This is a genomic window from Janthinobacterium sp. SUN137, assembly GCF_030587265.1.
GTDB classification, from domain to species: Bacteria; Pseudomonadota; Gammaproteobacteria; order Burkholderiales; family Burkholderiaceae_D; genus Janthinobacterium; species Janthinobacterium kumbetense.
The window spans coordinates 86330-110916 of sequence record NZ_JAPWHZ010000005.1; the positions used below are offsets into that span (position 1 = coordinate 86330).

Genomic DNA, 24587 nt, shown 5'->3' on the forward strand with positions numbered 1-24587 from the left:
GTAGGGAGCCAGTTGCTCTTAGAACAGGCTTTCCTGGACATACACGACATCGTCGACGCGCAGCAGGTCGTCATGCTTGACCGACAACACTTCCATCTGGCCTTCCGCATTGCGGCGCTTGACGCGCACGCCCCGTTCGGTGCCGCGCAAGGTCAGGCCACCGCCCACGGACAGGGCTTGCAGCACGGTCATGTTGCGTTCCAGGCGGAAAGCGCCCGGACGCTGGACTTCGCCATAGATGTAGAAGCGCGGCGCGCGTTCCACGTAGATGATGTCGTTGCCGCCCACTTCCATGTCGCCCTTCAGGTCGCCGTTGCGCACGATGTCGAGAATGTCGGCCACGTCGCGCGTGGCAGTGCCGCCGCGCTTGCGGATCACGGTGATCTGGTCGGCGCCGTCAGGACTGACGCCGCCAGCCATGGCCAGCATGTCCATCACGCTGCGCTTGCCTTCCACCGGGTAGCGGCCCGGACGGTTGACCTGGCCCAGCACGGACGCCTGCTGGCTTTGCAGGCTGGTGACGATGATGTTGACTTGCGCCTTGCGCAGGAAGCCGCCGCTCTCGAGCAAGCCGCCCAGTTTCTTTTCCGCTGCCGACGTGGACAGGCCGCCGACGGCCACCGCGCCTACCAGCGGGAAGGTGATTTCACCCGCTTCGCTCACGCGCGTCTCCAGGCCCAGGTCCGGGTTGCCGTAGACGGAGATTTTCAGCACGTCACCAGCCCCAAGGGGGACATCGGCTGCACCGGCCATGCCTGCGGCGAGGGCCAGAAAGGCCGCCATCATCCAGTTTGCGAGTCGTTTCATGATTACAGATTCCCGTTGGTAGATTGCTGATGTTTAACTACTTGTCGATAAGTCACTTATTTCAAGCCCGCCACGCCGCGCTCGTTGGCTTCATGCGCGCTGTTCGCCGGCGCCGCTGCCGCAGGTGCGCTGGCCGTAGCCGAGGCCGCAGCCGCTGCATCCTTGTTGAAATACTCGATCTTGGCGCTGGCGCGCAGACGCTTCAGTTCCGCTTCGGCCGCATCCTTGTTCTTCTTGTTGGCCAGGAATTGCTCGATTTGCGGCGCCGCCGCGTCCAGGCCCACCGGGCTGTCCTTGATATCGGCCAGCGCGATGAGCAGGCTGCGCTCGCCTTCGCGCACGATGAACAGCTGGCCCTTCGGCATCGATTGCAGCTTGCTGCTCAGTTCGGGCGCCAGGTCGGCGCTGGTGCGCGACACCTGGGTGCGGCCGAACGCGATCTTGTGCTCCTCGAGCCATTGCGCCACGTCTTCCAGCGACTTGGCGCGGTCCATGACGGCTTTGAGCTCATCGTTCAGCGCCGCCGTCGGGATGACCAGCTCGCGCAGATCGAATTGCTTGCGCTGGCTGAAGAACAGCGGATTTTTCGCGAAATACTCTTCCACTTCGGCCTTGCTCGGGCGGGTGGCCGCGCCGATGCGCTTTTGCATGTATGCCTGGGCAACGATCAGCGCCTTGGCGCGCTCGATGGCCTGCATGACTTTCGGATCGCGGTCGACCTTTTCCTTGGCCGCTTCGTTCTGCAGCAACTGGCGGTCGATCAGCGACTCGAGCAACTGCTTGCTGGCCGCGGCCTGCTGCGGCGCCTGCACGCCGGCGCGCTGCAACTCTTCATTCAACTGCAAGACGGTGATTTCTTCGCCGTTCACGCTGGCCAGCGCCTGGCCAGCCTTTTTTTCCTTGTTGCCGCAAGCGGACAGGCCAGCAGCGGCCAGCAGGACCAGGGCGGCGCACAACAAACGTGGCGCGGGGCGGGAGTGAATAAAATGATTCAAGCGTGCTCCTTCGGATGACAGGTATGACGGGGGTGGAAAATCCGGCGCAGTATAACGGGCCATGGCCAGGCTGCACTGCACGGATGCCCCGAAAAATAGTTATTCGTCAAATAATTAACAATATTGTAAACATAATACACATAATGCATGACGACAAGCAAAATATTTGCTTAAAAATCTACTAATGAGATATAAAAACAACTATTTCCACAGTCTACTTGATTGCAAAAAATTATGTATTGCGTGGTTCAGACCGACTTTAAAATCGATAGTTGGCGCGTGCCGTCCCGGACGGCTTCCCGTCAGGGTGACGCACGTCCGGCAGGGGCAAGGCCGGATACTGCTCACATCGTGAACCCTTTCCAAGAGGAAAGTAATGGCGCATGGCCGGCACGACTCGTGGCAAGGTGAGCGCGGAGTGGTCGCGTAATGCGCTGGTGCTCTATAGATGCTCCATTTTAACGCGTATTGACTCCGTGCAAAGTATATTCAAACGCTATTTTTTCCTGCGGGCAGCATACTGACGCTCAATGGGCGTTCTCGCGCGCCAGCACCACTTTGACCGTGCGCGCGATAATCCACAGATCCAGCCACAGCGACCAGTTGCGCAGGTAATCGAGGTCGAAATGGATGCGCGCCTCCATCTTGTCGAGCGTTTCCGTCTCGCCCCGCAAACCGTTGACCTGGGCCCAGCCCGTAATGCCGGGCTTGACCTTGTGGCGCAGCATGTAGCCCTTGATCAGTTTGCGGTACTGCTCGTTGTGCACGACGGCATGGGGACGCGGCCCGACGATGCTCATGCGGCCCTGCAGGACGTTGAGAAATTGCGGCAGCTCGTCGAGCGAGCTGCGGCGCAGGAAGGCGCCGACGCGCGTCACGCGCTGGTCGTTCTTGGTGGCCTGCACCACCGTGTCGCCATCTTCGCCCACCGTCATGGAGCGGAACTTGTAGACGACGATTTCCTCGCCATACAGGCCATAGCGGCGCTGGCGGAAAATCACGGGGCCTTTCGAAGTGGTCTTGACGGCGATGGCGATGACCAGCATCACCGGCAGCAGCAGGATCTGGATCATCAGCCCCAGCACGATATCGCTGCCCCGCTTGACCATGCTGTTAAAGCCCGTGAACGGCGATTCGCGGATGGCGATGACGGGCATGCCGCCCACGTTGTCGAAACGCGCCTGCATCAGGTCGAAGATATAAATATCCGGCAGGAAATACACGGAAGCCGTCGTATCTTCGAGCTCGTCGAGCATCTTGCGGATGCGCGGCTGGGCCGAAATCGGCTGGCTGATGAAGATCATCTTGATGTTGTGTTCGCGCACGTAGGAGGCGATATCATCCATGCGTCCCAGCATGGGTTCGCGCATCTTTTCCGGCCAGCGGTCGTCCGTGCGGTCATCGAAAAAGCCGTGCACGTGCATGAACAGGTTGGCATTGCGCTCGACGGTGGCGGCAAACTTCAGGCTGGCGTCGTTGGCGCCGATGATGACCACCGAGCGCACTTCGCTGTCGCCGTCCGGGCGCAGGCTGAACCTGCGCCCGGCCAGGTGCCCGGCCAGCAGCACGAAGGGCGTGAGGACAAACCAGGCCAGCACAACTTCGGTATCGAAATGATAGGCCAGGCCCGTGGCCGAGCCCAGGAAGGTGAGGATCAGCGCGACGATCGTCCAGCCGACGAGGATATCGCGCGCATACGCCAGCATGCGGCCGCTGCGCCAGGTACGGTAGGGGTCGACATGCTGGTAGACCGTCGATGAAATGAAGACAGCCAGTATCATCAGCACCAGCGTATAGCCGGTGAAGGTCGAACCCGACAACACCGTCATCAGGTACAGCAAGCCCATGATGATGATCGGGTCGAGAACGCGCTGGAAAAACGAAATCAGGGGTATATCATTGACAGTCATGTTGATCTTTAAAACTGTACGCTGCCATTGAAGGAAATGCCCTTGGCCCGGTAGCTGCCGCTATCGATGATGGCGACGCCTTCGCGCCGCTCGTGGAACACGCGCACGCCAAGCTGGATTTTCCGGTGCGGCGCATACGTCGCGCCCAGCGAAGCCGTGCGCGTGGTGTCGCGCCCGTCGCCGGGCAGCACCAGGCCGCTGACGGCCTCGAAATCGCGCCGTTCCTGGCGCAGCTGCGCATCCACGCGCACCTTCGACGTGGCCGTCCAGGTCGCGCCCAGGCTGGCGCCCGTGTTCAGGCTGCTCGTCACCAGCGAATTGTCGACGGAACCGAATTCGCGCCAGACGATGCCCGTGAAATTGACCTTGCCCAACGGCTTCCAGTACACGCTCAGCCGGCCATTCGTGCCGCTGGTATCGCGCCCGGACAGCAAGTTGTTGCGGTGGCGCACCCAGCCACCGAGGAATTCCATCTGCGTGATATCGCTGAAATCCCAGAGGACATTGGCCTTGACCTCGTCCTGGCTATAGCCGTTGCCGTACACACTGGCGTCGAACGCGCCGCGGTTCGGATACTTGCCATTCAGGTGGCGCAGCTGCACGCCGACGCGGCTATTGCTGCGCGCCAGGTAGTCGACGCCAAATTCCGTCGCGTCTTCCACCCAGTTGGAAAACGCCTGCGACGGCAGGTCATACGAGTAGCGGTCGCGCGACAGGCCGCCGCGCACGCGCCAGCTGGGGTGGAAGCGCCACGCGCCATTCACGTACTCGCGGCGCTGCGTGCGCAGATTGCGCACCGAGCTCTGGAAGTCGCTGAACGGCGTCAGGGTCTGCGAATAACTGGCGCCCACATGGCCTTCCAGGTGGTTGGCGATGTGCCATTCCAGGTCGGCCAGGTAATCCTTGCCGTCGTAGTCGAACTGGCTGAAGCGGTTGAAGCTCACCTTCGACCACTTGGCCTGGCCCGTCAGTATCTGGCGGCCGATGGGACGGTTGAACAGGAAGCCCGCCTGCAGCATCCTCGACGTATCCGAACGGGGGCCGGAAAAACCCCGCACATCGTCCGGCAGGCGCATCAGGTTGTCGTCGTACGAATAGGACGTGGCAACGAAGGGCTTGATGGTGTCGCTGATATCGGCCACGGCGGCGCCGCTGGCCAGGGTGCCCAAGAGCAACAGCGCAACCGGCAAACGTGGGCTGGCCGTGAAGGCGGCGGCAACGGCTTTTTTACGCAAGGAATTCAACATGGATTTTGTCTTTGAAAGATCACACAGTTGATAGGCAATACTACCAGTAAATCCAGTGCCCACCAGAAATAATCCAGAGGCCCAGCACGCCGTTCGTCACGCCGTGCGCGAGGATGGGCGACCACAGGGACTGGCTACGCATGTACAACAAACTATAGACCGCACCGGCCACCATGCCGGCCAGCCATAAATTATGCTCAAAGCCAAACAGCAACACGCTGATGGCAAAGGCCTTGGCGCTGGCCAGGCGCGGATCGGCCCGCAAAAAGTCCGGCTTGTCGATCCAGCGCAGCAGGAAGGAGCGCCAGAACAGCTCTTCCATCACGGGCACCACCAGCGCCGCGCCGGCGATGCGCAGCACAACCAGGCTCCACTCGATGCGGCCATCGGTGCGGGGGTCGAAACCGTCAGGCTTGCCGATGCTCATCCAGCTGGCATCGAGATTAATCCACAGCAAAAAAACAACAACACCGCCTGCCAGCGCCCCGAGAATGGCACGCGCGCCCAACGGCGTCCACCGTAATTCCGTGTAACTGCGGCGCCAGTACAACAACAAGCCCAGCACGACGCCGATCTTGACGACATACAGCCAGCGCAAGTCCTGCGCGGCGACGCCCAGGCGGCCGAGTATGTCGGCAATGGCAATGAAGGAGAGATAGGCCAGGAATGGCGCTACCCGGGGCAAGGCGGCGCGGTCAAACATGCTGCCACGCATCGGAGGAGGAGCTGCGCGCCGGACGCGGTGGTCCGGAGCGCATGTTTTTCATGACAAACATGCATCCTCCGATGTAATAAATATAATTATATAATTATATCAAGCAGAACCGTTGCCGTGGCAAATAATCCTGACTTAATTACAACAGGGTATGCAAAAAAGCATCAGCTATTCGCGCGCGCCTCGATCTGCTCCCACTTTTCCAGCGCTTCCAGCAGTTCGCCTTCAATCTCGGCCACGCGCGCATTCAGGCGCTTGCCTTCGGCTGGCGTCTTCTTGTAGAAGTCCGGATGCGACAGTTCGGCGGCCAGCACCGATTGCTCGTCTTCCAGCTTGGCGATCAGTTTCGGCAACTCTTCCAGCTCGCGCTGTTCCTTGTAGCTGAGCTTTTTCTGCTTGGCGGCCGGCGCGGCAGCCTCGACCTTCACGGCCGGCTTGCTGGCTGGCGCCGTGGCGATCGGCAAGGTGCGCACGCGCTCCCAGTCCGTGTAGCCGCCGACGAATTCGCGCCACTTGCCCTCGCCTTCGGCGACGATCACCTGTGTGACCACATTGTCGAGGAAGGTGCGGTCATGGCTGACGAGGAAGACGGTGCCCGTGTATTCTTCCAGCAACTCTTCCAGCAATTCCAGAGTATCGATATCCAGGTCATTGGTCGGTTCATCGAGCACCAGCACGTTGGCCGGCTTGGCGAACAGACGCGCCAGCAGCAAACGGTTGCGCTCGCCACCGGACAGCGACTTGACGGGCGAACGGGCACGTTCCGGCGCGAACAGGAAGTCGTTCAGGTACGTCATCACGTGACGGCGCTGGCCGTTGATCTCGACCCAGTCGCTGCCCGGCGCGATGGTTTCCATCAGGTTCGCCTCTTCGTTCAGCTGCGTGCGCATCTGGTCGAAATACGCCACTTGCAGCTTGGTACCCAGGCGGATGGTGCCCGTGTCCGACTGCTCTTCGCCGAGGATCATCTTCAGCAGGGTGGTCTTGCCGGCGCCGTTGGCGCCGATCAGGCCGACCTTGTCGCCGCGCAAGATGGTGGCGCTGAAATCCTTGACAATGACCTTGTCGCCGTAAATCTTCGAGACGTTTTCCAGGTCCGCCACGATCTTGCCCGAGCGTTCGCCGGCCGAGACGTCCAGCTTGACTTGTCCTTGCTGTTCGCGGCGCGCATTGCGCGTCAGGCGCAGCGCTTCCAGGCGGCGCACACGGCCTTCGTCGCGCACGCGGCGGGCCTTGACGCCCTTGCGTATCCACACTTCTTCCTGCGCCAGGAACTTGTCGAACTTGGCGTTTTCCACTTCTTCGATTTCCAGCTGCTCCGCCTTGCGCACTTGATACGCCGTGAAGTTGCCCGGATACGACAGCAAACGGCCGCGGTCGAGCTCGATGATGCGCGTGGCAACGTTGTCGAGGAAGGAGCGGTCATGGGTAATGAACAGCACGCTGCCCTTGAAGTCGCGCAACAAGCCTTCCAGCCACAGGATGGAGCTGAAGTCCAGATGGTTGGTGGGCTCATCGAGCAGCAGCACGTCGGGCGCCGACACCAGCGCGCGCGCCAGGGCCACGCGCTTCTGCATCCCGCCGGACAGGGTTTTCATGGCCATGTCGCCCGTCAGGTTCAGACGGTCGAGCACGGTTTCCACCTTGTTCGGCAAGCTCCATGCATCGGCCGCATCGAGTTTGACCTGGATGTCGTGCATGCGTTCCATCAGTTCGTCGTCATTGCCCTGGCCAAACTGGCCCGTCAACGCATCGTATTCCTTCAGCCACGCCTGCGATTCGCCCATGCCGGACGCGACGGCGTCGAACACGGACATTTCCGGGTCGAATTGCGGTTCCTGCTCCACATACGCGATCTTGATGCCTTGTTGCATTACCAACAAGCCATCATCGAGCTTGAACTTGCCCGAAATAACCTTCAACAGCGACGATTTACCCGTGCCGTTGCGGCCGATCAAGCCGACCCGCTCCGAGGTTTCCAGTGAAAATTCCGCGTGATCGAGCAGCGCGACGTGACCGAACGCAAGTTGCGCCGATGAAAGAGAAATGACAGCCATAATGAGTAAGAGTGCTCGGGCGCCGTCTCGCGCACACCGCGTGGTGTGCAAAACAGCCGCCGATTGGATGAATGAAGCACGCATTGTACCGATAACTCGGACTTCAATCGCCATCGACCAGTAATTACCGCCTGGATGATCACAGGCTGCCGACGCGCGTTGCGTGGAAACGTGGTGTCGCCAGCAGGAATCGAACCTGCATTTAAGTCTTAGGAGGACCTTGTACTATCCATTGTACGATGGCGACACGCGCAGCGGCATTATACAGGCTAGTTCCTGCCATTGACAGTCCGGCAGCGCGTGCGTGGGGCCGGCGCCTCAGTGCCCTGCCACCTGCCGCAATGGCGCCGGCAACGCAGGCGATGCCGAAGGCAACAAGGGCAGGATTTGCTGCGCCGCCAGATCGTGCGCCACCGGGTTCCAGTGGCCGTCCATCGGCAGGAAATCCATGCGCTCGCGCTGTTGCGCCCAATGGCGCGCGAATACCGGCTGCATGTCCACCACCTGATGGCCGTGTCGCAGGGCCGTCTGGATGAAAAATGCGCGATCGCCCGCTTTCCAGTTGGGTACCGCCTTCTGCGGCGCATACAGCATGTTCCGGTCCGCGTCGACCAGGAAGATAAAGCGCGTATCGCCAGCGCCGCCCAGCGCGCGCAATTGCGTCATGTAGTACTCGAGCGCGGCGGCGCGGCGTGCATCAGGCGCGCTGGCGGCCGGCTCCTGCGCCGCGGCAGGAGGACTGCGGCGCAATTGGCTCATCAACCAGTCAGGAAATTTCAAGTTGTAATAGATATAACGGGCCAGGGCCGAATAGGCGACCAGCCGCTTGGCCTTGGACTCGACATAGGGAACATGCACCAGCCTGATATCGTTCCCTTCGCTGACAAACATGCTGTGGCCCCGCTGCGCCGGCGCCAGGATGTCGAGCATGTCCATCGGCTCGACAAACATCACCACCGTGCGCGGATGCAGCTGCGCACGCGTATGACGGAACACTTCCAGCGCGTCGGCAAAGCCGTTGCCCGAGGCAGAGGCGGCATACACGCCGCCGCCCAAGGCTTGACTCAGCCGGCCTTGCAGGGTTTCCGGGTATTCCAGCATCAGGCTTTCGATAAAGCTGTCGCCGATGACAAGCACGGCCGCGCCATCCTTGAAATCGGGGGAGTTGGTAAAGCCCTGCCGATTCGTGCGGCCATGCCGGGCATTCGCCATGGCCCAGCCGTGCGAATACACGTAGTCCTGCTGCGGCAGATAACGGGCATACGGGCGCTGCTCGCTGCTCTGCTCCATGCGCAATCCGGACACCACCGGCATGCATTGCAGGAACGCTTCCAACGCCAGTGCCGTGACCAGCACACCCAGGCCTATCGCAAATATGGAGCGCATATGATTTGTCAGAAATTAAAATACAAGAATTCAGAAACGCCACGCGTCTCGCTAATTGCCAGCAAGACCAGGCAAAGCATCAACATGGCCCCCAGCAAGACGCTGCCCCGGCCACTGTCCAGGCGCTGCTCCGTCGACAGGCGCAAGCCTCGCCCCAGCAACTCATACACATTCGGCAGGAAGAAAACGATGGCGGCGCAAACGCCCAGCCACCACAGGCAGGAACTCAGCTGCATGATGCGGTTCACGCCCAGCATGCTTTCCTGCATGGCGGGCGTCAGCGTGCCTCCGCCCATGGCTTGCAGCACGTCCAGCGCCACCTCGAGGGAACTGGCGCGAAAAAACACCCAGGCCAGCACCACGGCAAAAAAAGTCGCCAGTGCGCCGCCGGCCCGTATCGCCAGGTTGCTGCGCTGGCCCAGCAGATGGCGCAAGGCATGGTTGACGATCAGATAAGCGCCGTGCAAGCAGCCCCAGACCACAAAGGTCCAGTTGGCGCCGTGCCACAGTCCGCCCAGCAGCATCGTGATCAGGAGGTTGCGGTAACGCAAGAACCCGCCCTTGCGGTTCCCGCCCAGGGGGATATACAGATAATCGCGCAGGAAATTGGACAGCGTGATGTGCCAGCGGCGCCAGAAATCGATGATGGAGGTCGCCTTGTATGGCGAGAGAAAGTTAATCGGCAAGATAATGCCGAACATATAGGACAAGCCATACGCCATGTCGCAATAGGCCGAAAAGTCGAAATACAGCTGGAACGTATAGGCCAGCGCACCAGCCCATGCCTCCAGCATGCTCAAATGGGCGTGATGGAGGTCGAAGACGGGTGCGACGTAGCGCGCGATGCCATCGGCCAAGATGACTTTCTTGAACAGGCCAATCGTGAAGAATGTTAGGCCGACGATCAGGCGCCCGCGGCTGAAGACATGCGATTCGGCCTGCACGAACTGCGGCATCATCTCCTTGTGATGCAGAATCGGACCGGCGATCAGGTGCGGAAAGTAGGTGACGAACAAACCATAGCTTTCTGGCTGGTAATCCTTGACCTTGCCGGCGTGGCAATCGACCAGGTAGGCGATTTGCGTGAAGGTGAAAAACGAGATGCCGATCGGCAGGGTAATCCCCAGCGGCTGGAATGTCGCCCCCGTCAGGGTGGCAATATTGCTGATAAAAAAATCAAAATACTTGAAAAACACCAGCAGCGACAAATTGAAGGCGAGTCCGAGCCACAGCCAGTGCTTTGCCTCGCGCTTGCGGCCCGTCTCTTGACGTTTCGAAACGACTCGGCCAATGCTGAAGTTACAGCAGATTGACAGCAGCAACAGCGGCAGGTAGGCGACATCCCAGTAGCTATAGAATGCAAGCGAGGCCAGCAACAGGAAAATTATGGATAGCCGCAGCGAGTATTTTGACAGGAGAAAGTATCCCAGCAACGCCAACGGCAAGAACACCAGAAAGAACGGAAATGAATTAAATAACACGGTGCAATTCCATAAAGTTGCTTATACGTAACGCGTTGGCAGCCAGCAATGGCAAGTTTATGCTTTTAACGCTGATATTTGTTTATTATTATTCTGAACATGGTGACGAGACGAACTCTTGCCCGCACAACGTGCGGGCATGCGCCGGACTGCCACGGCCAGGCGCGCCGTCGCCGTCAGCCATTCCTGCACACCATTTCCCGCCACGCTGCCGAACTCGTACCAGCGTCCTGCCTTATTTGTGACCCATGGTGGCAAACGGCGGCACGCTGAATTTCCTGCGCCGCGCGACGCCTGCACCAACCAGCAACAAGCCGGCCAGCATGAGTTGCAACATCGCGGGCTCGGGCACGGCGCTGACGCTAAATACTTGCATGGCGCCAAACGTGACGTTCGGATAGGAGCCATACGGCGCGCCATCGAGCAAGCTTGCGCCAAAGATGCCATTGACCGGGTCGATGTACGAATAGCGCGAAGAAATGCCATTGGTGCTCAGGTCCGCCGACATGCCCAGGTCGGCGCCGATGCCGAACGTGGGGCCGGCGTCGATATCATTGAAGGTTTGATACGCCCCCACCGAGTCCAGCGCATAGGTTTTCGGCGTCTGCCGGAAATACTGGCCCGACGTCAGGTTGAAGATGAAGGCCGTGCGGTCGCGGTCTTCCGGCGTCATGTTGTAGGTACCCGACGAATTCCAGCTTTGCGGGTTGTAGCCGCCCACCAGCCAGGTCTGGCCGGCGGCGTTGCTCGCCTGCATCACGGAAAACGTGCGTCCCTTGCCGTCGGCGGCCAGGTGGAAGTCGCGCGAGGTGTCGCCCGCCGACTTCGTGTAGATGGCCGTCAGCGCCAGCGGCCCTTCGCCCAGCCAGGCGGACAGCTGTGCTTCCTGCGCGCCGTTGAGCAAGGATTGCGCCGAGGCGACAGGAACGCTGCCGATGCACAGCAAGGCACCGGCGAGCAAGGTGACGGGCCGCACCGCCTTGATTTTCAGCATGATTTGTTGTTGCATCGCTCCCCCTGTATATATGCCGCGAATTTTCGGCATATCAATATAGCACAGGGTGATATATTAATTGCATTAATTTATTTCAATTGAAATGCAGTTAAGACAATAGTTTATTGTAGCCATCATGGCGGCAGCACGGCCGTCACCTCGATTTCCACCCTGGCGCGATCCTCGATCAGGCCGGCCACCTGCACGGCCGTCATGGCTGGAAAGTGCTTGCCGATCAGCTCGCGGTACGCCACGCCGATTTGCGGATACGCCGCCACATACTCCTTCTTGTCGAGCACATACCAGTTCATGCGCACGATGTGCTCGGGCAAGGCGCCCGCCTCCGCCAGCACGGCGACGATATTCTGCAAGGCCTGGCGCACCTGCCCCGCAAAATCGTCCGTATGGAACCGGCCCTGCGCATCCCAGCCTATCATGCCGCTGACGTACACCGTGCGTCCGCTGGCGGCCACGCCGTTCGCATAGCCGCGCGGCCTGGCCCATCCCGGTGGTTGCAGCACTTGCATTGCATTCTCCTGGTTATTCATACATGTCCCGCCTCGCGCAGCAATTCGCGCGCGATGATCAATTGCTGTACTTCGCTGGCGCCCTCGTAGATGCGCAAGGCGCGGATTTCACGGTACAGGCGCTCGACCGGATGATCGCTGACCACGCCCATGCCGCCGAACAGCTGCACGGCCGCGTCGATCACCTGCTGCGCCGTTTCCGTGGCCGTCAGCTTGGCCATGGCCGCTTCCTTCGTCACCTTGCGGCCCTGGTCGCGCTGCCAGGCGGCGCGGTAGGTCAGCAAGGCAGCCGCCTCGATGCCGGTGGCCATCTGCGCTAATTTTGCCTGCGTCAGCTGGAAGTCCGCCAGGGTCTGGCCGAACATCTGGCGCGCCATGGCGTGGCGCAGCGCCTCGTCAAACGCGCGCCGCGCAAAGCCCAGCGCGGCGGCGGCCACCGACGTGCGGAACACGTCCAGCGTGGCCATCGCCACCTTGAAGCCCTGCCCCGCCTCGCCCAGGCGCTGCGTGGCGGGCACGCGGCAAGCATTGAAACGCAGGCGCGCCAGCGGGTGCGGCGCGATCACCGCGATGCGCTCGGCGATTTCCAGGCCGGGATTGTCCGCGTCGACAATGAAGGCGCTGATGCCGCGCGCGCCCGGCGCCTCGCCCGTGCGGGCGAACACCACGTAAAAGTCGGCGATGCCGCCGTTCGAGATCCACGTCTTTTCGCCATCGAGCACGTAGTCGTCGCCATCGCGGCGCGCCGCGCACGCCATCGCCGCCACGTCGGAGCCGGCCTGCGGCTCGGACAGGGCAAAGGCGGCGATGCGCTTGCCGCTGGCCACGTCCGGCAAATAGCGCGCCTTGTTTTCCGCGCTGCCGAACAGGCCGATGGCGCCGGAACCGAGTCCCTGCATGGCGAAGGCGAAATCGGCCAGGCCGTTGTGGCGCGCCAGGGTTTCGCGCATCAGGCAAATGGCGCGCGTGTCGATCTTGCCATCGGTGCCCGTCGCGTATGTCAGCCAGCCGCCCTGCCCCAGTTGCGCCACCAGCGCGCGGCAGGCGGCATCGACATCGGCGCCATGGGCTTCCTGCAGGTGCCGCGCAGCCCAGGCATTGAGTTCAGACTCAAGCTCTGCATGCCGCGCTTCGAAAAACGGCCAGTCCAGGTAAGTCGTATCACGCGTGCTACTCATGTCAGTCGCCCTCGAATTGCGGTTTTTCTTTCGCCACGAAGGCGTGATAGGCGCGGTGGAAATCGTTGGTGGCCATGCAAATGGCCTGCGCCTGCGCTTCCGCCTCGATGGCTTCATCGACGCCCATGTTCCACTCCTGCTGCAGCATTTTTTTCGTCATGCCGTGCGCGAAGGTGGGGCCGCCGGCCAGGCCGGCGGCGAACAGCTGCGCCGCCTCGGCCAATTCTTCCGGCTCGACCAGGCGGTTGAGCCAGCCCCAACGTTCGGCCTCGCTTCCAGGCAAGGAGCGCCCCGTGTACAGCAATTCGGCGGCGCGGCCCTGGCCGATCACGCGCGGCAGCAAGGCGCAGGCGCCCATGTCGCAGCCGGCCAGGCCCACGCGGGTAAACAAAAAGGCCGTCTTGCTGCGCGCCGTGCCGATGCGGATATCGGAGGCCAGCGCCAGCATGGCGCCGGCGCCCGCGCAAATGCCGTCGATGGCGGCGACGATGGGTTGCGGACAGGCGCGCATGGCTTTCACCACGTCGCCCGTCATGCGGGTAAATGCCAGCAGGCCGGGCATATCGAGCTGCGTCAGGGGGCCAATGATGTCGTGCACGTCGCCGCCCGAACAGAAATTGTCGCCGCTGCCCGTGATGACCACGGCCTTGACGTCGTCCGCATGCGCCAGCGCGCGGAACAGCTCGCGCAGCTCCGCATACGAATCGAAGGTGAGCGGATTCTTGCGCTCGGGCCGGTGCAAGGTCAGGGTGGCGACGCCTGCGTCGACGGAAAACAGGAAATGCCGCGCGGCGTAGCCGGCCAGGCTGGCGCGGTTGCCTGGCAGGTCTTGCGGCTGGCCGGGGAGATGGCGCATGCTCAGTCCTTTAGGGGGGTGTTATTCAACTGCTGCTTCATGTGCGACAGCAGGTCGATCAATCGGGTTTTGTCGTCCGGCGTCACGCCGTGCAGCAGTTCGGCGATCCAGCCTTCGTGCACGCGCGCCATTTCGTCGAACGCGCGCCGGCCCGCCGGTGTCAGCTTGACGCTGTACGAGCGGCGGTCCTTCGGGTCGACCACGCGCGCCACCAGTTTTTCCTGCTCCAGCTGGTCGGTGATGCCCGTGATATTGCCGCCCGTGACCATCATGCGTTTGGACAGTTCCCCCATGCGTAAACCTTCGGGAAAGCGTTCGAGCTGCGCCATCAGGTCGAAGCGGGGCAAGGTGATGCCGAAGGTGGAGCGCAGGCGCGTGCGCACCTCGTTTTCGATCTTGACCGTGCACGAGAGCATGCGCAGCCACAGCTTGAGCGACTGGTGGTGGTCCTGCGTCAACCGGCTGGCCAGATCCAGCACGGGTTCGTCCTGCACATTGTCGGGTTCTTTATCCATGGTCTTCATTCCGTTACATGACTTCACCGCCGGCGACGGCGATCGATTGTCCATTCATGGCGGCCGACGTGGGCAGGCATAGCCACGCCACCGCATCGGCCACTTCGCGCGGCTGCACCAGCCGCTGCTGCGGATTGCTGGCCGCCAGTTCCGCGCGCGCCGCATCTTCGCCGCGCCCCGTCTTGCGCACGATATTCTGCACGGCCTGGGCCACCATGTCCGTTTCCGTGTAGCCGGGGCAGACGGCGTTGACGGTGACGCCGCGCGGCGCCACTTCCAGCGCCAGCGCGCGCGTCAGGCCAATCACGCCATGCTTGGCGGCGACGTAGGCGCTGACGTAGCGGTAGCCTTTCAAGCCCGCCGTCGACGCCACGTTGACGATGCGTCCCCAGCCCGCTTCCAGCATGCCCGGCATGGCCACCTGGCAGCAGTGGAACACACCCGTCAGGTTCACGGCCAGCATCTGCTGCCAGATGGCGGCGTCCGTCTTGCCGAAAGGCGCCGCATGCGCCTGGCCCGCGTTATTGACCAGGATGTCGATGCGGCCGAAATGCGCGGCGGCCTGCGCGAAACCCGCCTGCACGGACGCTTCCACGGCCACATCGAGCACGCAGATGGCCACCCTGCCCGCATGGCCCTCTTCTTCCAGCTGCATGCGCGCGCGCGCCAGCCGCGCGCCGTCGCGCCCGGCCAGGGTGACGCGGGCGCCCGCGTCCAGCAAGGCGCCCGCGCAGGCCAGGCCGATGCCGCTGCCGGCGCCCGTCACCAGCGCGTGCCTGTCGATTATCGCTTGCGTCTTCATGTCATCCTTCCAGCAGCCGTGCGGCTACCTGTTGCGGGGTGAGACCCGTATTGGCGACCGCCAGCTGGCGCTCGCGCTGCAGATTGCGTTCCAGCTGCTGCTGGCCCGGCCGGTACTGTTTCGGCCAGACAGCTCCGGCGCCGCTGTAGCCGATGCGCGCCGTCTCCGTCAGGGTCCAGGCCGGGTTGGCCAGGTGTGGCCGGCCCACGGCGCACAGGTCGGCGCGCCCGGCGGCGATGATGCTGTTGGCGTGGTCGGCTTCAAAAATCGAGCCGACGGCCATGCTGGCGATGCCCGCCTCGTTGCGCACGCGGTCGGCGAACGGTGCCTGGTACATGCGCCCGTACACGGGCTGTTCGAGCTTGCTGACCTGACCCGAGGAGCAGTCGATCAGGTCGGCGCCCGCCTGCTTGAACAGGTGCGCGATGACGACGGCGTCGTCGGGCGTGATGCCGCCTTCGACCCAGTCGTGGGCCGAGATGCGCACGCTCATGGGCTTATCCTGCGGCCAGGCTGCGCGCATGGCGCGAAATACGCGCAGCGGATAGCGGCAGCGGTTTTCCAGGCTGCCGCCATAGTCGTCCGTGCGGCGGTTGGTCAGCGGCGAGATAAAACTCGACAGCAGATAGCCGTGCGCGCAATGCAGCTCCAGCCAGTCGAAACCGGCGACGGCCGCCGCCAGGGTGGCGCGCACGAAATCCTGCTCGATGCGCGCCAGGTCGCTTTCCGTGGCCGCACGCGCCACCTGCGACACGCCAGCCAGGTATTGCTGCTCCGAGGCCGAGATCAGCGGCCAGTTACCCTCTTTCAAGGGCAGGTCGATGCCATCCCACATGGGCCGCGTCGAGCCTTTCGCCCCCGCGTGGCCCAGCTGCAGGGCAATCTTCGCATCGCTGTTGGCATGCACGACATCGACGATGCGGCGCCAGGCCTGCGTGTGCGCTTCGCTGTACATGCCCGGGCAGGCGGGCGTGATGCGCGCATCGGCCGAGACGCACGTCATCTCGGCAAACACGAGCCCCGCGCCACCCATGGCGCGCGCGCCCAGATGCATCAGATGGTAGTCACCTGCCACGCCATCGACGGCGCTGTATTGCGCCATCGGCGAGACGGCTATGCGGTTTTTCAGCAGCACGCTGCGCAAGCGGAAGGGTGTGAGCATGGGCGGCAAGGCCTCGTCCCGCATCGCCACGCCGGCCTGCTCGCCCGCGCGCCGCGCCAGCCATCGCTCGTAATCGGCCACGTAGGCAGGGTCGCGCAGGCGCAGGTTTTCATGCGAGATGCGCTGGCTGCGCGTGAGCATGGAATAGGCGAACTGCGGCGCTTCCATGGCGCTGTAGCGCTCGACGTTTTCAAACCACTCCATGGAATTGCGCGCCGCGCTCTGGATCTTGAGCACTTCGACGGCGCGCAACTGCTGGTAGGCGGCCAGCGCGGCAGCAGTATCCCCATGCTGGCCGAAGCAGCGCGCCAGTTCGATCGCGTCTTCCAGCGCCAGCTTGGTGCCCGAGCCGATGGAGTAATGCGCCGTGTGGGCCGCGTCGCCCATCAGCACGACGGGCACGCCATCCTGGCGGTGCACCCATTGGCGGCAGACGATGCGCGGGAAGGTGATCCACTGCGCCGAGCCGCGCAGGTGCGGCGAATTGCTCAGTAAGCCGTGGCCATCGAGTTCCTCGGCGAACAGGGCTTCGCAAAAGGCGATGCCCTCTTCCTGGCTCATGGCATCGATGCCCGCCGCGCGCCACACGTGTTCGGGCGTTTCGACGATGAAGGTCGAGGTGTCGCCGTCATACTGGTAGATATGCGCCTGGAACCAGCCGTGCGGCGTCTGGCGGAAGGCAAACGTGAAGGCCTCGAATTTCTTGCGCGTGCCCAGCCAGACGAAGCGGCAATGGCGCTGGTCGATCTCGGGCTGGTAGCTGGCCGCATAGCGCGTGCGGATACGGCTGTTCAAGCCGTCGCTGGCGATCACCAGGTCGGCGCCGTACTGGCGCGCGATGGCCTGGTCGTCCTGCACTTCCGTCTCGAACACCAGCTGCACGCCGAGTTCCTCGCAGCGCGCCTGCAGGATGTTGAGCAGGCGCTTGCGGCCGATGCCGCAAAAGCCATGGCCGCCGGAGCGCACGGTCTCGCCCTTGAAGTGGATCTCGATATCGTCCCAGTGGTTGAACGCCTGCAGGATGGCGCGCGCCGTCGGCTCGTCCGCGTTGGCCAGGTTGCCCAGGGTCTGGTCGGAAAACACGACGCCCCAGCCAAAGGTGTCGTAGGGGCGGTTGCGCTCGATGACGGTGATGCGGTGCGCGGGGTTCTGCTTTTTCATGAGCAGGCTGAAATACAGGCCGGCGGGGCCGCCGCCGATGCAGACAATATTCATGGAGTGTCCGTGCGAAGTTTGAAGCGCTGCAGCTTGCCCGTTTCCGTGCGCGGCAGGGAAGGCAGGAAATGGATGGCGCGCGGGTATTTATACGGGGCGATCTGCTGGCGCACGAAGTCCTGCAGTTCGGCCGCAAGCAGGTCGCTGGCCTGGCAGCCCTCCTTGAGCACCACGTGCGCTTCGACGATCTGGCCACGCTCGGCATCGGCGCGTCCGACCACGCCGCATTCGGCCACGGCCGGGTGGCGCAGCAGCGCCTCCTCCACTTCCGGGCCGGCGATGTTGTAGCCGGCCGAGACGATCATGTCGTCGCTGCGCGAGCGGTAATAGAAATAGCCGTCGGCATCCATCTCGAAGGTGTCGCCCGTCAGGTTCCAGCCATTCTGCACATACTCGCGCTGGCGCGGGTCGGACAGGTAGCGGCAACCGGTAGGGCCTTTCACGGCCAGGCGGCCCGTCACTCCGGGCGGCTGCGGCACGCCGGCGTCATCGACGATGCATGCCTGGTAGCCGGGGATGGCCTTGCCGATGGCGCCGCGGCGGATGCCCTCGCCCGTGGCGGAAATGAAGATGTGCAGCATCTCGGTGGCGCCGATGCCGTCCGTCATGACCAGGCCCGTCGCCGCCTGCCAGGCGTCGCGCGTGGCCAGCGGCAGCGCCTCGCCGGCCGATACGCACAAACGCAGGCTGCGCAGGTCGTGGCTGGCCGCCAGGGGCGCCATCTGACGGTAAAAGGTGGGCGCCGTGAAGCAGATGGTGGCGTGATAGGCATCAATGGCGCGCAGCAGGGCGTCGGGCGTGAGTTTTTCCAGCAGCACGGCGCATGCGCCAAAGCGCAGGGGGAACAGCAGCAAGCCACCGAGGCCGAAGGTGAACGCCAGCGGCGGCGTGCCGATGAAAATATCGTCAGCGCGCACCTGCAGCATGGAGCGGGGAAAGCAGTCGCAGATGGCCAGCAGGTCGCGGTGCATGTGCATGGTGCCTTTGGGGACGCCCGTCGTGCCCGAGGTAAAGCTGATCAGGCAGACGTCGTCGGCCGCCGTATCGCATGCGGCAAATGGCGCATCGTGGGCCGCCATGCGCTGTTCCAGTTCGGCGCCCTCGGCGCCAAAGCACAGCATGGGCGGCAGGGACGCTAACGCGTCAAGTTCCGCGCGCAAGCCTTGCGCGCACAGCACGGCGTTCACTTCCGCCTTGGCCAGGATGGTGGACAGCTCACGCGCGCGCAGCAGCGGCATGGTGGGCACGGCGATGCAGCCGGCTTTCAGCACGGCCAGCAGGCAGGCGGCCATCATGGGCGTATTCGCGCCGCGCAGCAGCACGCGGTTGCCGGGGATCAGGCGCAGGTCGCTGCGCAGCACGTGGGCGATGCGGTCGACCTGCCGCGCCAGCTGTGCATAGGTCCAGCGCTGGCCGTCGGCAAGGATGGCGGTGCGCCCGCCGCCGCCATTGGCCACGGCGGCATCGAGCAGCGCGGCGACGCAATTGAGGCGCGCCGGATACTGCAACTCGGGCAAGTCCAGGCACAGCTGCGGCCAGAGTGCGCGCGGCGGCAAATGCGTGCGCGCAAAGTCGTCCTGGGGAGATGCGGTGGTAGGCGAAGGGTCGCTGCTCATGCTCATCCTGGCTGGTAGCGGGCGCGTGCACAAGGCCCGGAAGCAGATACTTTAAACCTAAAGTATTTTCCCGGCAAGCAAAAAACAGCAGATTCAGTCGATCCCGTCCTGTTGCCGCAGCAGGCGCGCCTGCTGCGCCACGCTGCGCGCCAGCGCGGCCAGCGCCGTCTGCATCTGGTCGCCATCGAGCACCGAGGCCTGCAGCAGGGCCATCATCCCGGCTTCCGCGCCATGCAACCCCAGGGTGCGGCAACCGAGGTGCAGCCGTTCGAGCTGCTGGCGCGCCTGGGCCGGTTCGCCGCGCGCCAGCAAGGCGTCGACCTGTTCGCTGGCGGCGACTATCTGTCCCTGGAAGCCCGTCAGATACGCCAGCAGGCGTTCGCTGTCGATGCCCAGCCGCTGCAAGGTGTCGCGCGGCGCCTCGGCCGGCAAGGCCGAGACGTCGAAGCAGGCGTCGATATGCTGGCGCACCTGCTCCGGCTGGAAAGGCTTGACGATGTAGCCGGCGGCGCCGGCCTGCACGGCGTCGCGCACCGTATCCTGGTCATTGGCCGACGACACGAGCACCAGCGGCATGGCATCGAGCGCGCTGTCGGAGCGGATTTTCTGCAGCAGCTCCATGCCGGACAGGCGCGGCATGCGCAAATCGCAGAAGCACAACGACGGGCGCAAGCCGCCTTCGAGCTGCTCCCACGCCGCCGCGCCATCTTCGGCTTCCACGATATCGTGCACGCCGCAGCTGTCGATCAGATGCATCAATACCATGCGCGACACGACATCATCGTCAACCACCAGTACTTTCATTGCTTTCTCCATTGGCGGCAGCGTCTCGGTGCCTGGCCGTATTCTACCCAGTTTCGCCGCGCGCTCCATGGCCGGCATTGCCTATTTTACATTTCCTTGTCCAAAACAGCTATTTGCGCCAACAGTGCGCGCAATTGCGGCAAATGCAGGGCCACCTGCGTCCAGCGCCCGCCGTCCGCCGCTTCTTCCATTTCCGTGCACAGCATGTGCAGCTGCGTTTCATCGAGGTAGGCGGCGCTGCCCTTCAAACCGTGCAGCAGGCGCCCGGCGTTGTCCTTGTCCTGCGCCGCCAGGGCGTCGTCGAGTTCACGCAAACGCCCTTCCAGGTCGGCGACGAAGGCGACGCGGATGCGCCGTTGCAGTTCGCCGCTGCGAATGGACTGGGAAGGCGCCGCGACGGGAAGTGCCGGCGCGATGCCGAACAGGGCGTCGAGTTCGGCCTGTCCCCGCGCCGTGCCGCGCGGCGCGTTCGACGGCATGCGCGGCAACATGAAACCGCGCTGCAGCTGGCGCTCGATGGCGCGCGCCAGCAAGCCATGCAGCACCGCCTCGTCGACGGGTTTGCTGAGGAAATCATCCATGCCGACGCCAAGATAGCGGCTGCGGTCTTCTTCACTGGCGTTCGCCGTCAGGGCCACGATCATCAATTCCTGGTCGCGCACGGGCTGGTCCGGCCAGCCGCCCACGCGGATCAGGCGCGTCGCCGTGGCGCCGTCCATCTCCGGCATGCGCCCATCCATCAGGATCAGGTCATAGCGCGTATGCACGCAAGCCGCCACCGCCAGCACGCCGTTGGCGACCACGTCGACCCGGTGCCCCAGCTCTTCGAGCATGACGCGGATGATGATCTGGTTGGTGGGGAAGTCTTCCGCGCACAGCACGCGCAACTGGTGGCTGTGCGGCGCCAGCGCCACCTGCGGCACCAGCGGCGGCGCCACGCCATCGGCCAGCGGCAAGGTGAAGGCAAAGGTACTGCCCTGCCCCGGCGTGCTGGCCACCTCGATCTGGCCATCCATCAGTTCGACCAGCTGGCGGCAGATCGCCAGGCCCAGTCCCGTGCCGCCGTAGCGCCGCGTGGTGCTGGCGTCGGCCTGCTCGAATTTCTGGAACAGGCGCGCCATGGCCTCGGCATCGATGCCGATGCCGCTGTCGCTGACGGTAAAGCGGATCAGGTTGACCTTGCGTCCGCTGCTGCCGCTGGCCACGCCGGCCCGTTCGACGCTCAGGCTGACCCCACCGCGCTGGGTGAACTTGAAGGCATTGCCGACCAGGTTGACCAGCACCTGGCGCAAGCGGGTCGGGTCGCCCACCACGAAGGGCGGCAGGTCGGGCGCGAAATCGATGGCGAAACCGATGCTGCGCGCGGCCGCCTGCTCCTCGAACAGGGTGACGACCGTCTCGATCGCCGCGCCAAGCGCGAAGTCGATGTTTTCGATACTCAGCTTGCCCGCCTCGATCTTGGAAAAATCGAGCAAGTCATTGATGATCACCAGCAGCGACTGGGCGTTGGCCTGGCCGCGCAGGATCTGCTCCCGCGTGGCGTCGTGCAGCTGCTCGTCGCGCAGGGCAAAGCCCAGCATGCCGATCACGCCAGCCAGGGGCGTGCGCATCTCGTGGCTCATGTTGGCCAGGAATTCCGACTTCTGGCGCGTCGCGTCCTCGGCCTTGCGCTTGGCCTGGCGCAGACTTTCCTCGTTTTTCGTCAGGCTGCTGTTGACTTGCGCCAGCTTTTCCGACTGCGCCAGCACTTCGATTTCCTTGCTCTGCAACTCGGCCGTGCGTTCGCTGACCTGCTTTTCCAGTTCATTCTGCTGATGCCGCAGCGCGCGCACGCGCTGGCGGTACGCGCCATAGATGGCGCCCAGCAGCAGCGCCGCCATCAGGGTGCGGAACCACCAGGTTTTCCAGAACGGCGGCAGGATCGTGATGGCCAGGGTGGCGCCGCTCTCGTTCCACACGCCATCCTTGTTGGCCGCCTTGACGCGAAACACGTAGTTGCCGGCATCGAGGTTGGTATAGGTGGCAAAGCGCCGCCCCGCATCCGTCATGACCCAGTCCTGATCGAAGCCTTCGAGCCGGTAGGCGAACATATTGCGCTGGGGCGCGGCGAAATGCAGGGCCGCGAATTCCAGCGAAAAGACGCTTTCGCGGCTGGTCAGCACCAGGTTGCGCGTGTGGTCGATCGCCGCCTTGAGCACGTGCGCGAACTCGCCGCGGCCGATGGCCACCGGCTTGTTGAATATCTGCAGCTCCGTGATGGCCACCAGCGGCGGCACGCGGTTGTCGTGGATATCCTCCGGCACAAACGCCGTCATGCCGTTGAAGCCGCCGAAATACATGGTGCCATCGGCCGCGCGCAGGGCCGCGCCATCGAAGTACGAGCCTTCCACCGTACCATCGGCGCTGTCGTAATTGCGGAACAGGCCGCTGCGCACGTCGAGCCGCGTGATGCCGCTGTTCGTGCTCAGCCACAGCTGCTCGTTGTCGTCGCCGAGAATGCTGGCGACGGCGTCGTCGGCCATGCCATCCTTGCGCACGAAGCGCCGGAAGCGGATCTCGCCCTTGGCGTCGACGTCCATGCGGTTCAAGCCATTAGCCGTGCCCACCCACAGCACGCCGCGCTTGTCTTCGTGCAGGAAATGCACTTCATCGTGGCTCAGGCTATGCGGGTTTTGCGGATCGTGGCGGAAATGGCGGAAGTGGCCGCTGGCGCGGTCCAGCAAGTCCAGGCCGTGGAAGGAACCTATCCACAAGCGCCCCTTGCCGTCTTCTAGCACGGGCCGCACCATGTTGTCGGACAGGCTGTTCGGGTTGGCCGGGTCGTGGCGGTAGGTGGTAAAGCGGCGGCTGACGGGGTCGAAACGGTGCACGCCGCCCCGCGTGGAGACCCACAGCATGCCGCTGCGGTCGCTCACGATATTGCGGATCGTGTCGCTGTTCGGGTCGCCGGCGGCAAAGCGCATGGTAAAAAAACGCCCAAGGGCCGGATCGAAGCGGTGCAAGCCCGTCGAGCCGCCCACCCACAGCACGCCGTCCGGCGCCTTGTACAGGGTGGTGACCTGCTCGTCGCGCGACATGCCGGGCGAGCTGCGCAGATCGAACAGCCGCGAGCTGCCGTCGCGCGTGTCGTACAGTTTCAGGCCGCCCTTGGTGGCCAGCCACAGCTTGCCATCGCCCGCATCGGCCACGGCGCGCACCTTCTTGTCCGCCAGCGCGCCCACGTCGCCGGGGGCGCGCGCCATGCGCGAAAAGCCGCCACTGCCCAGGTCGACCCGGCTCACGCCGCTGTACCAGGAGCCGACCCAGAAGGTGCCGGCGCGGTCGCGGTACAAGGACGACAGCTGGTTGTCGGCGACGCTGAATTTGTCGCCCGTCTGGTGCCGGTATTGCAGGAAGGTGTCGCTGCCGGGCAGCCAGCGGAACAGGCCATCGGCATTGCTGCCCAGCCAGACGGTGGCGTCGACATCCTGGTACAGGCTGGCGACGCGGATGGCGGAAAAGCCATGCTTCTCGCCGAAGCGCACGCGCGCCTGCGGCGGCTGGCCGGCGCCGCCCAGGCGCCAGCGCTCGGCGCCCGCCATGGTGCCGATCCACAGGTTCTGCTGGCGGTCGATCAGCAGCGACTGGATCACGTTGTATTTCGAGCCGGGCTCCGTATCGACGGCAAAATGCTCGAAGCGCTCGCTGCCAGGCGCCAGCATGTCCAGGCCCGTTACCGTGCCGATCCACAGGCGCTGTTGCGCGTCCAGCGCCAGCGCCTTGATTTCATTGTCGCCCAGGCTGTGCGGGTTGCCCTCTTCATGGTGCCAGGTGCGGAAGGTGCCCGTGGCCGGGTCGAAATGCTGCAAGCCGTCCGAGGTGGCGATCCAGAAGCCGCGCGCGCCATCGTCGAGGATGGCGTGGATATGCCGGTTGCCGTTGCCGCGCTTGCTCTTTTCAGCCGGGACATAATGGATGAAGGTCTGGCTGGCGGCGTCGAAGCGGTCCAGGCCATTGTCGGTGCCGATCCACAGCTGGCCCTGGCTATCGACGTGCAGCTCGCCCACCCAATTGTCGGCCAGGCTGGTCTTGTCGCCCTCGATATTCTTGTAGACGACCATGCGGTAGCCATCGTAGCGGCTCAGGCCAGACTGGCTGCCGAACCACATATAGCCCTGCCGGTCCTGGGCGATGGCCAGCACCGACTCCTGCGCCAGGCCCTGGTCGACGCTGAGCTGGTCAAAACGCAGGGTGGGCGCAGGCGCCGCCGCGGCCGGGACGCCCAGCAGCAGAATTAACAGTAAAGCAACATCGCAAACACGTCGAAATACCAGCACAATC

Annotated in this window: 18 protein-coding genes and 1 tRNA gene; all 19 read right to left on the reverse strand. The window is 63.6% G+C overall.

Features of this window, described 5'->3' with window-relative positions; translation table 11 throughout:
- Positions 1-18: 18 nt before the first annotated feature.
- On the reverse strand, positions 19-807 hold the full coding sequence (gene epsE, locus O3298_RS24410) for a polysaccharide export protein EpsE (protein WP_077400957.1): 789 nt from the start codon (positions 805-807) through the stop codon (positions 19-21).
- Between the two features lie 56 nt (positions 808-863).
- Positions 864-1802 (reverse strand): EpsD family peptidyl-prolyl cis-trans isomerase, encoded by a 939-nt coding sequence (locus O3298_RS24415; protein WP_257218705.1) that lies wholly within the window; start codon positions 1800-1802, stop codon positions 864-866.
- A gap of 527 nt (positions 1803-2329) precedes the next feature.
- A complete protein-coding gene (locus O3298_RS24420) occupies positions 2330-3712 on the reverse strand; it encodes an undecaprenyl-phosphate glucose phosphotransferase (protein ID WP_099665081.1) in 1383 nt (460 codons plus the stop codon).
- A gap of 8 nt (positions 3713-3720) precedes the next feature.
- Entirely contained in the window at positions 3721-4959 is a 1239-nt protein-coding gene (epsL, locus tag O3298_RS24425) for an XrtB/PEP-CTERM-associated polysaccharide biosynthesis outer membrane protein EpsL (RefSeq protein WP_305056774.1), read from the reverse strand.
- A gap of 40 nt (positions 4960-4999) precedes the next feature.
- Entirely contained in the window at positions 5000-5662 is a 663-nt protein-coding gene (locus O3298_RS24430; RefSeq protein ID WP_289906155.1) for a CAAX prenyl protease-related protein, read from the reverse strand.
- Between the two features lie 176 nt (positions 5663-5838).
- On the reverse strand, positions 5839-7731 hold the full coding sequence (locus tag O3298_RS24435; protein WP_077400945.1) for an ATP-binding cassette domain-containing protein: 1893 nt from the start codon (positions 7729-7731) through the stop codon (positions 5839-5841).
- 172 nt (positions 7732-7903) lie between these two features.
- Positions 7904-7978, reverse strand: a tRNA-Arg gene (locus tag O3298_RS24440).
- 71 nt (positions 7979-8049) lie between these two features.
- Positions 8050-9117 carry a hypothetical protein gene (locus O3298_RS24445; RefSeq protein WP_305060743.1) on the reverse strand — a complete coding sequence of 356 codons (1068 nt, stop codon included), beginning with the start codon at positions 9115-9117 and terminating at the stop codon, positions 8050-8052.
- Between the two features lie 8 nt (positions 9118-9125).
- Positions 9126-10493: an MBOAT family protein gene (locus tag O3298_RS24450; RefSeq protein ID WP_354669673.1), complete on the reverse strand. Its 1368-nt coding sequence runs from the start codon at positions 10491-10493 to the stop codon at positions 9126-9128.
- 340 nt (positions 10494-10833) lie between these two features.
- The gene (locus O3298_RS24455; RefSeq protein ID WP_305054474.1) at positions 10834-11607 is read right to left on the reverse strand and encodes a PEP_CTERM-anchored TLD domain-containing protein; all 774 of its coding nucleotides are present in this window, start codon (positions 11605-11607) and stop codon (positions 10834-10836) included.
- A gap of 119 nt (positions 11608-11726) precedes the next feature.
- Complete coding sequence (locus O3298_RS24460; RefSeq protein WP_099665086.1) at positions 11727-12119, reverse strand: RidA family protein; 393 nt, start codon at positions 12117-12119, stop codon at positions 11727-11729.
- Positions 12120-12136: 17 nt separating this feature from the next.
- Positions 12137-13297 (reverse strand): acyl-CoA dehydrogenase family protein, encoded by a 1161-nt coding sequence (locus tag O3298_RS24465; RefSeq protein WP_305060744.1) that lies wholly within the window; start codon positions 13295-13297, stop codon positions 12137-12139.
- 1 nt (position 13298) lies between these two features.
- Positions 13299-14153, reverse strand: coding sequence for an enoyl-CoA hydratase family protein (locus O3298_RS24470; RefSeq protein ID WP_305060745.1), 855 nt, complete (start codon positions 14151-14153; stop codon positions 13299-13301).
- A 2-nt stretch (positions 14154-14155) separates the two neighbouring features.
- Entirely contained in the window at positions 14156-14668 is a 513-nt protein-coding gene (locus tag O3298_RS24475; protein ID WP_305060746.1) for a MarR family winged helix-turn-helix transcriptional regulator, read from the reverse strand.
- Between the two features lie 13 nt (positions 14669-14681).
- Positions 14682-15470, reverse strand: coding sequence for an SDR family NAD(P)-dependent oxidoreductase (locus tag O3298_RS24480; protein WP_305060747.1), 789 nt, complete (start codon positions 15468-15470; stop codon positions 14682-14684).
- A gap of 1 nt (position 15471) precedes the next feature.
- On the reverse strand, positions 15472-17847 hold the full coding sequence (locus O3298_RS24485; RefSeq protein ID WP_305060748.1) for a bifunctional salicylyl-CoA 5-hydroxylase/oxidoreductase: 2376 nt from the start codon (positions 17845-17847) through the stop codon (positions 15472-15474).
- Positions 17844-19463: an AMP-binding protein gene (locus O3298_RS24490; RefSeq protein ID WP_305060749.1), complete on the reverse strand. Its 1620-nt coding sequence runs from the start codon at positions 19461-19463 to the stop codon at positions 17844-17846. The genes O3298_RS24485 and O3298_RS24490 overlap by 4 nt, the downstream gene beginning before the upstream one ends.
- Positions 19464-19556: 93 nt before the next feature.
- Entirely contained in the window at positions 19557-20267 is a 711-nt protein-coding gene (locus tag O3298_RS24495) for a response regulator (protein WP_077400918.1), read from the reverse strand.
- A gap of 86 nt (positions 20268-20353) precedes the next feature.
- On the reverse strand, positions 20354-24583 hold the full coding sequence (locus tag O3298_RS24500; protein ID WP_305060750.1) for a two-component regulator propeller domain-containing protein: 4230 nt from the start codon (positions 24581-24583) through the stop codon (positions 20354-20356).
- Between the last annotated feature and the right edge of the window lie 4 nt (positions 24584-24587).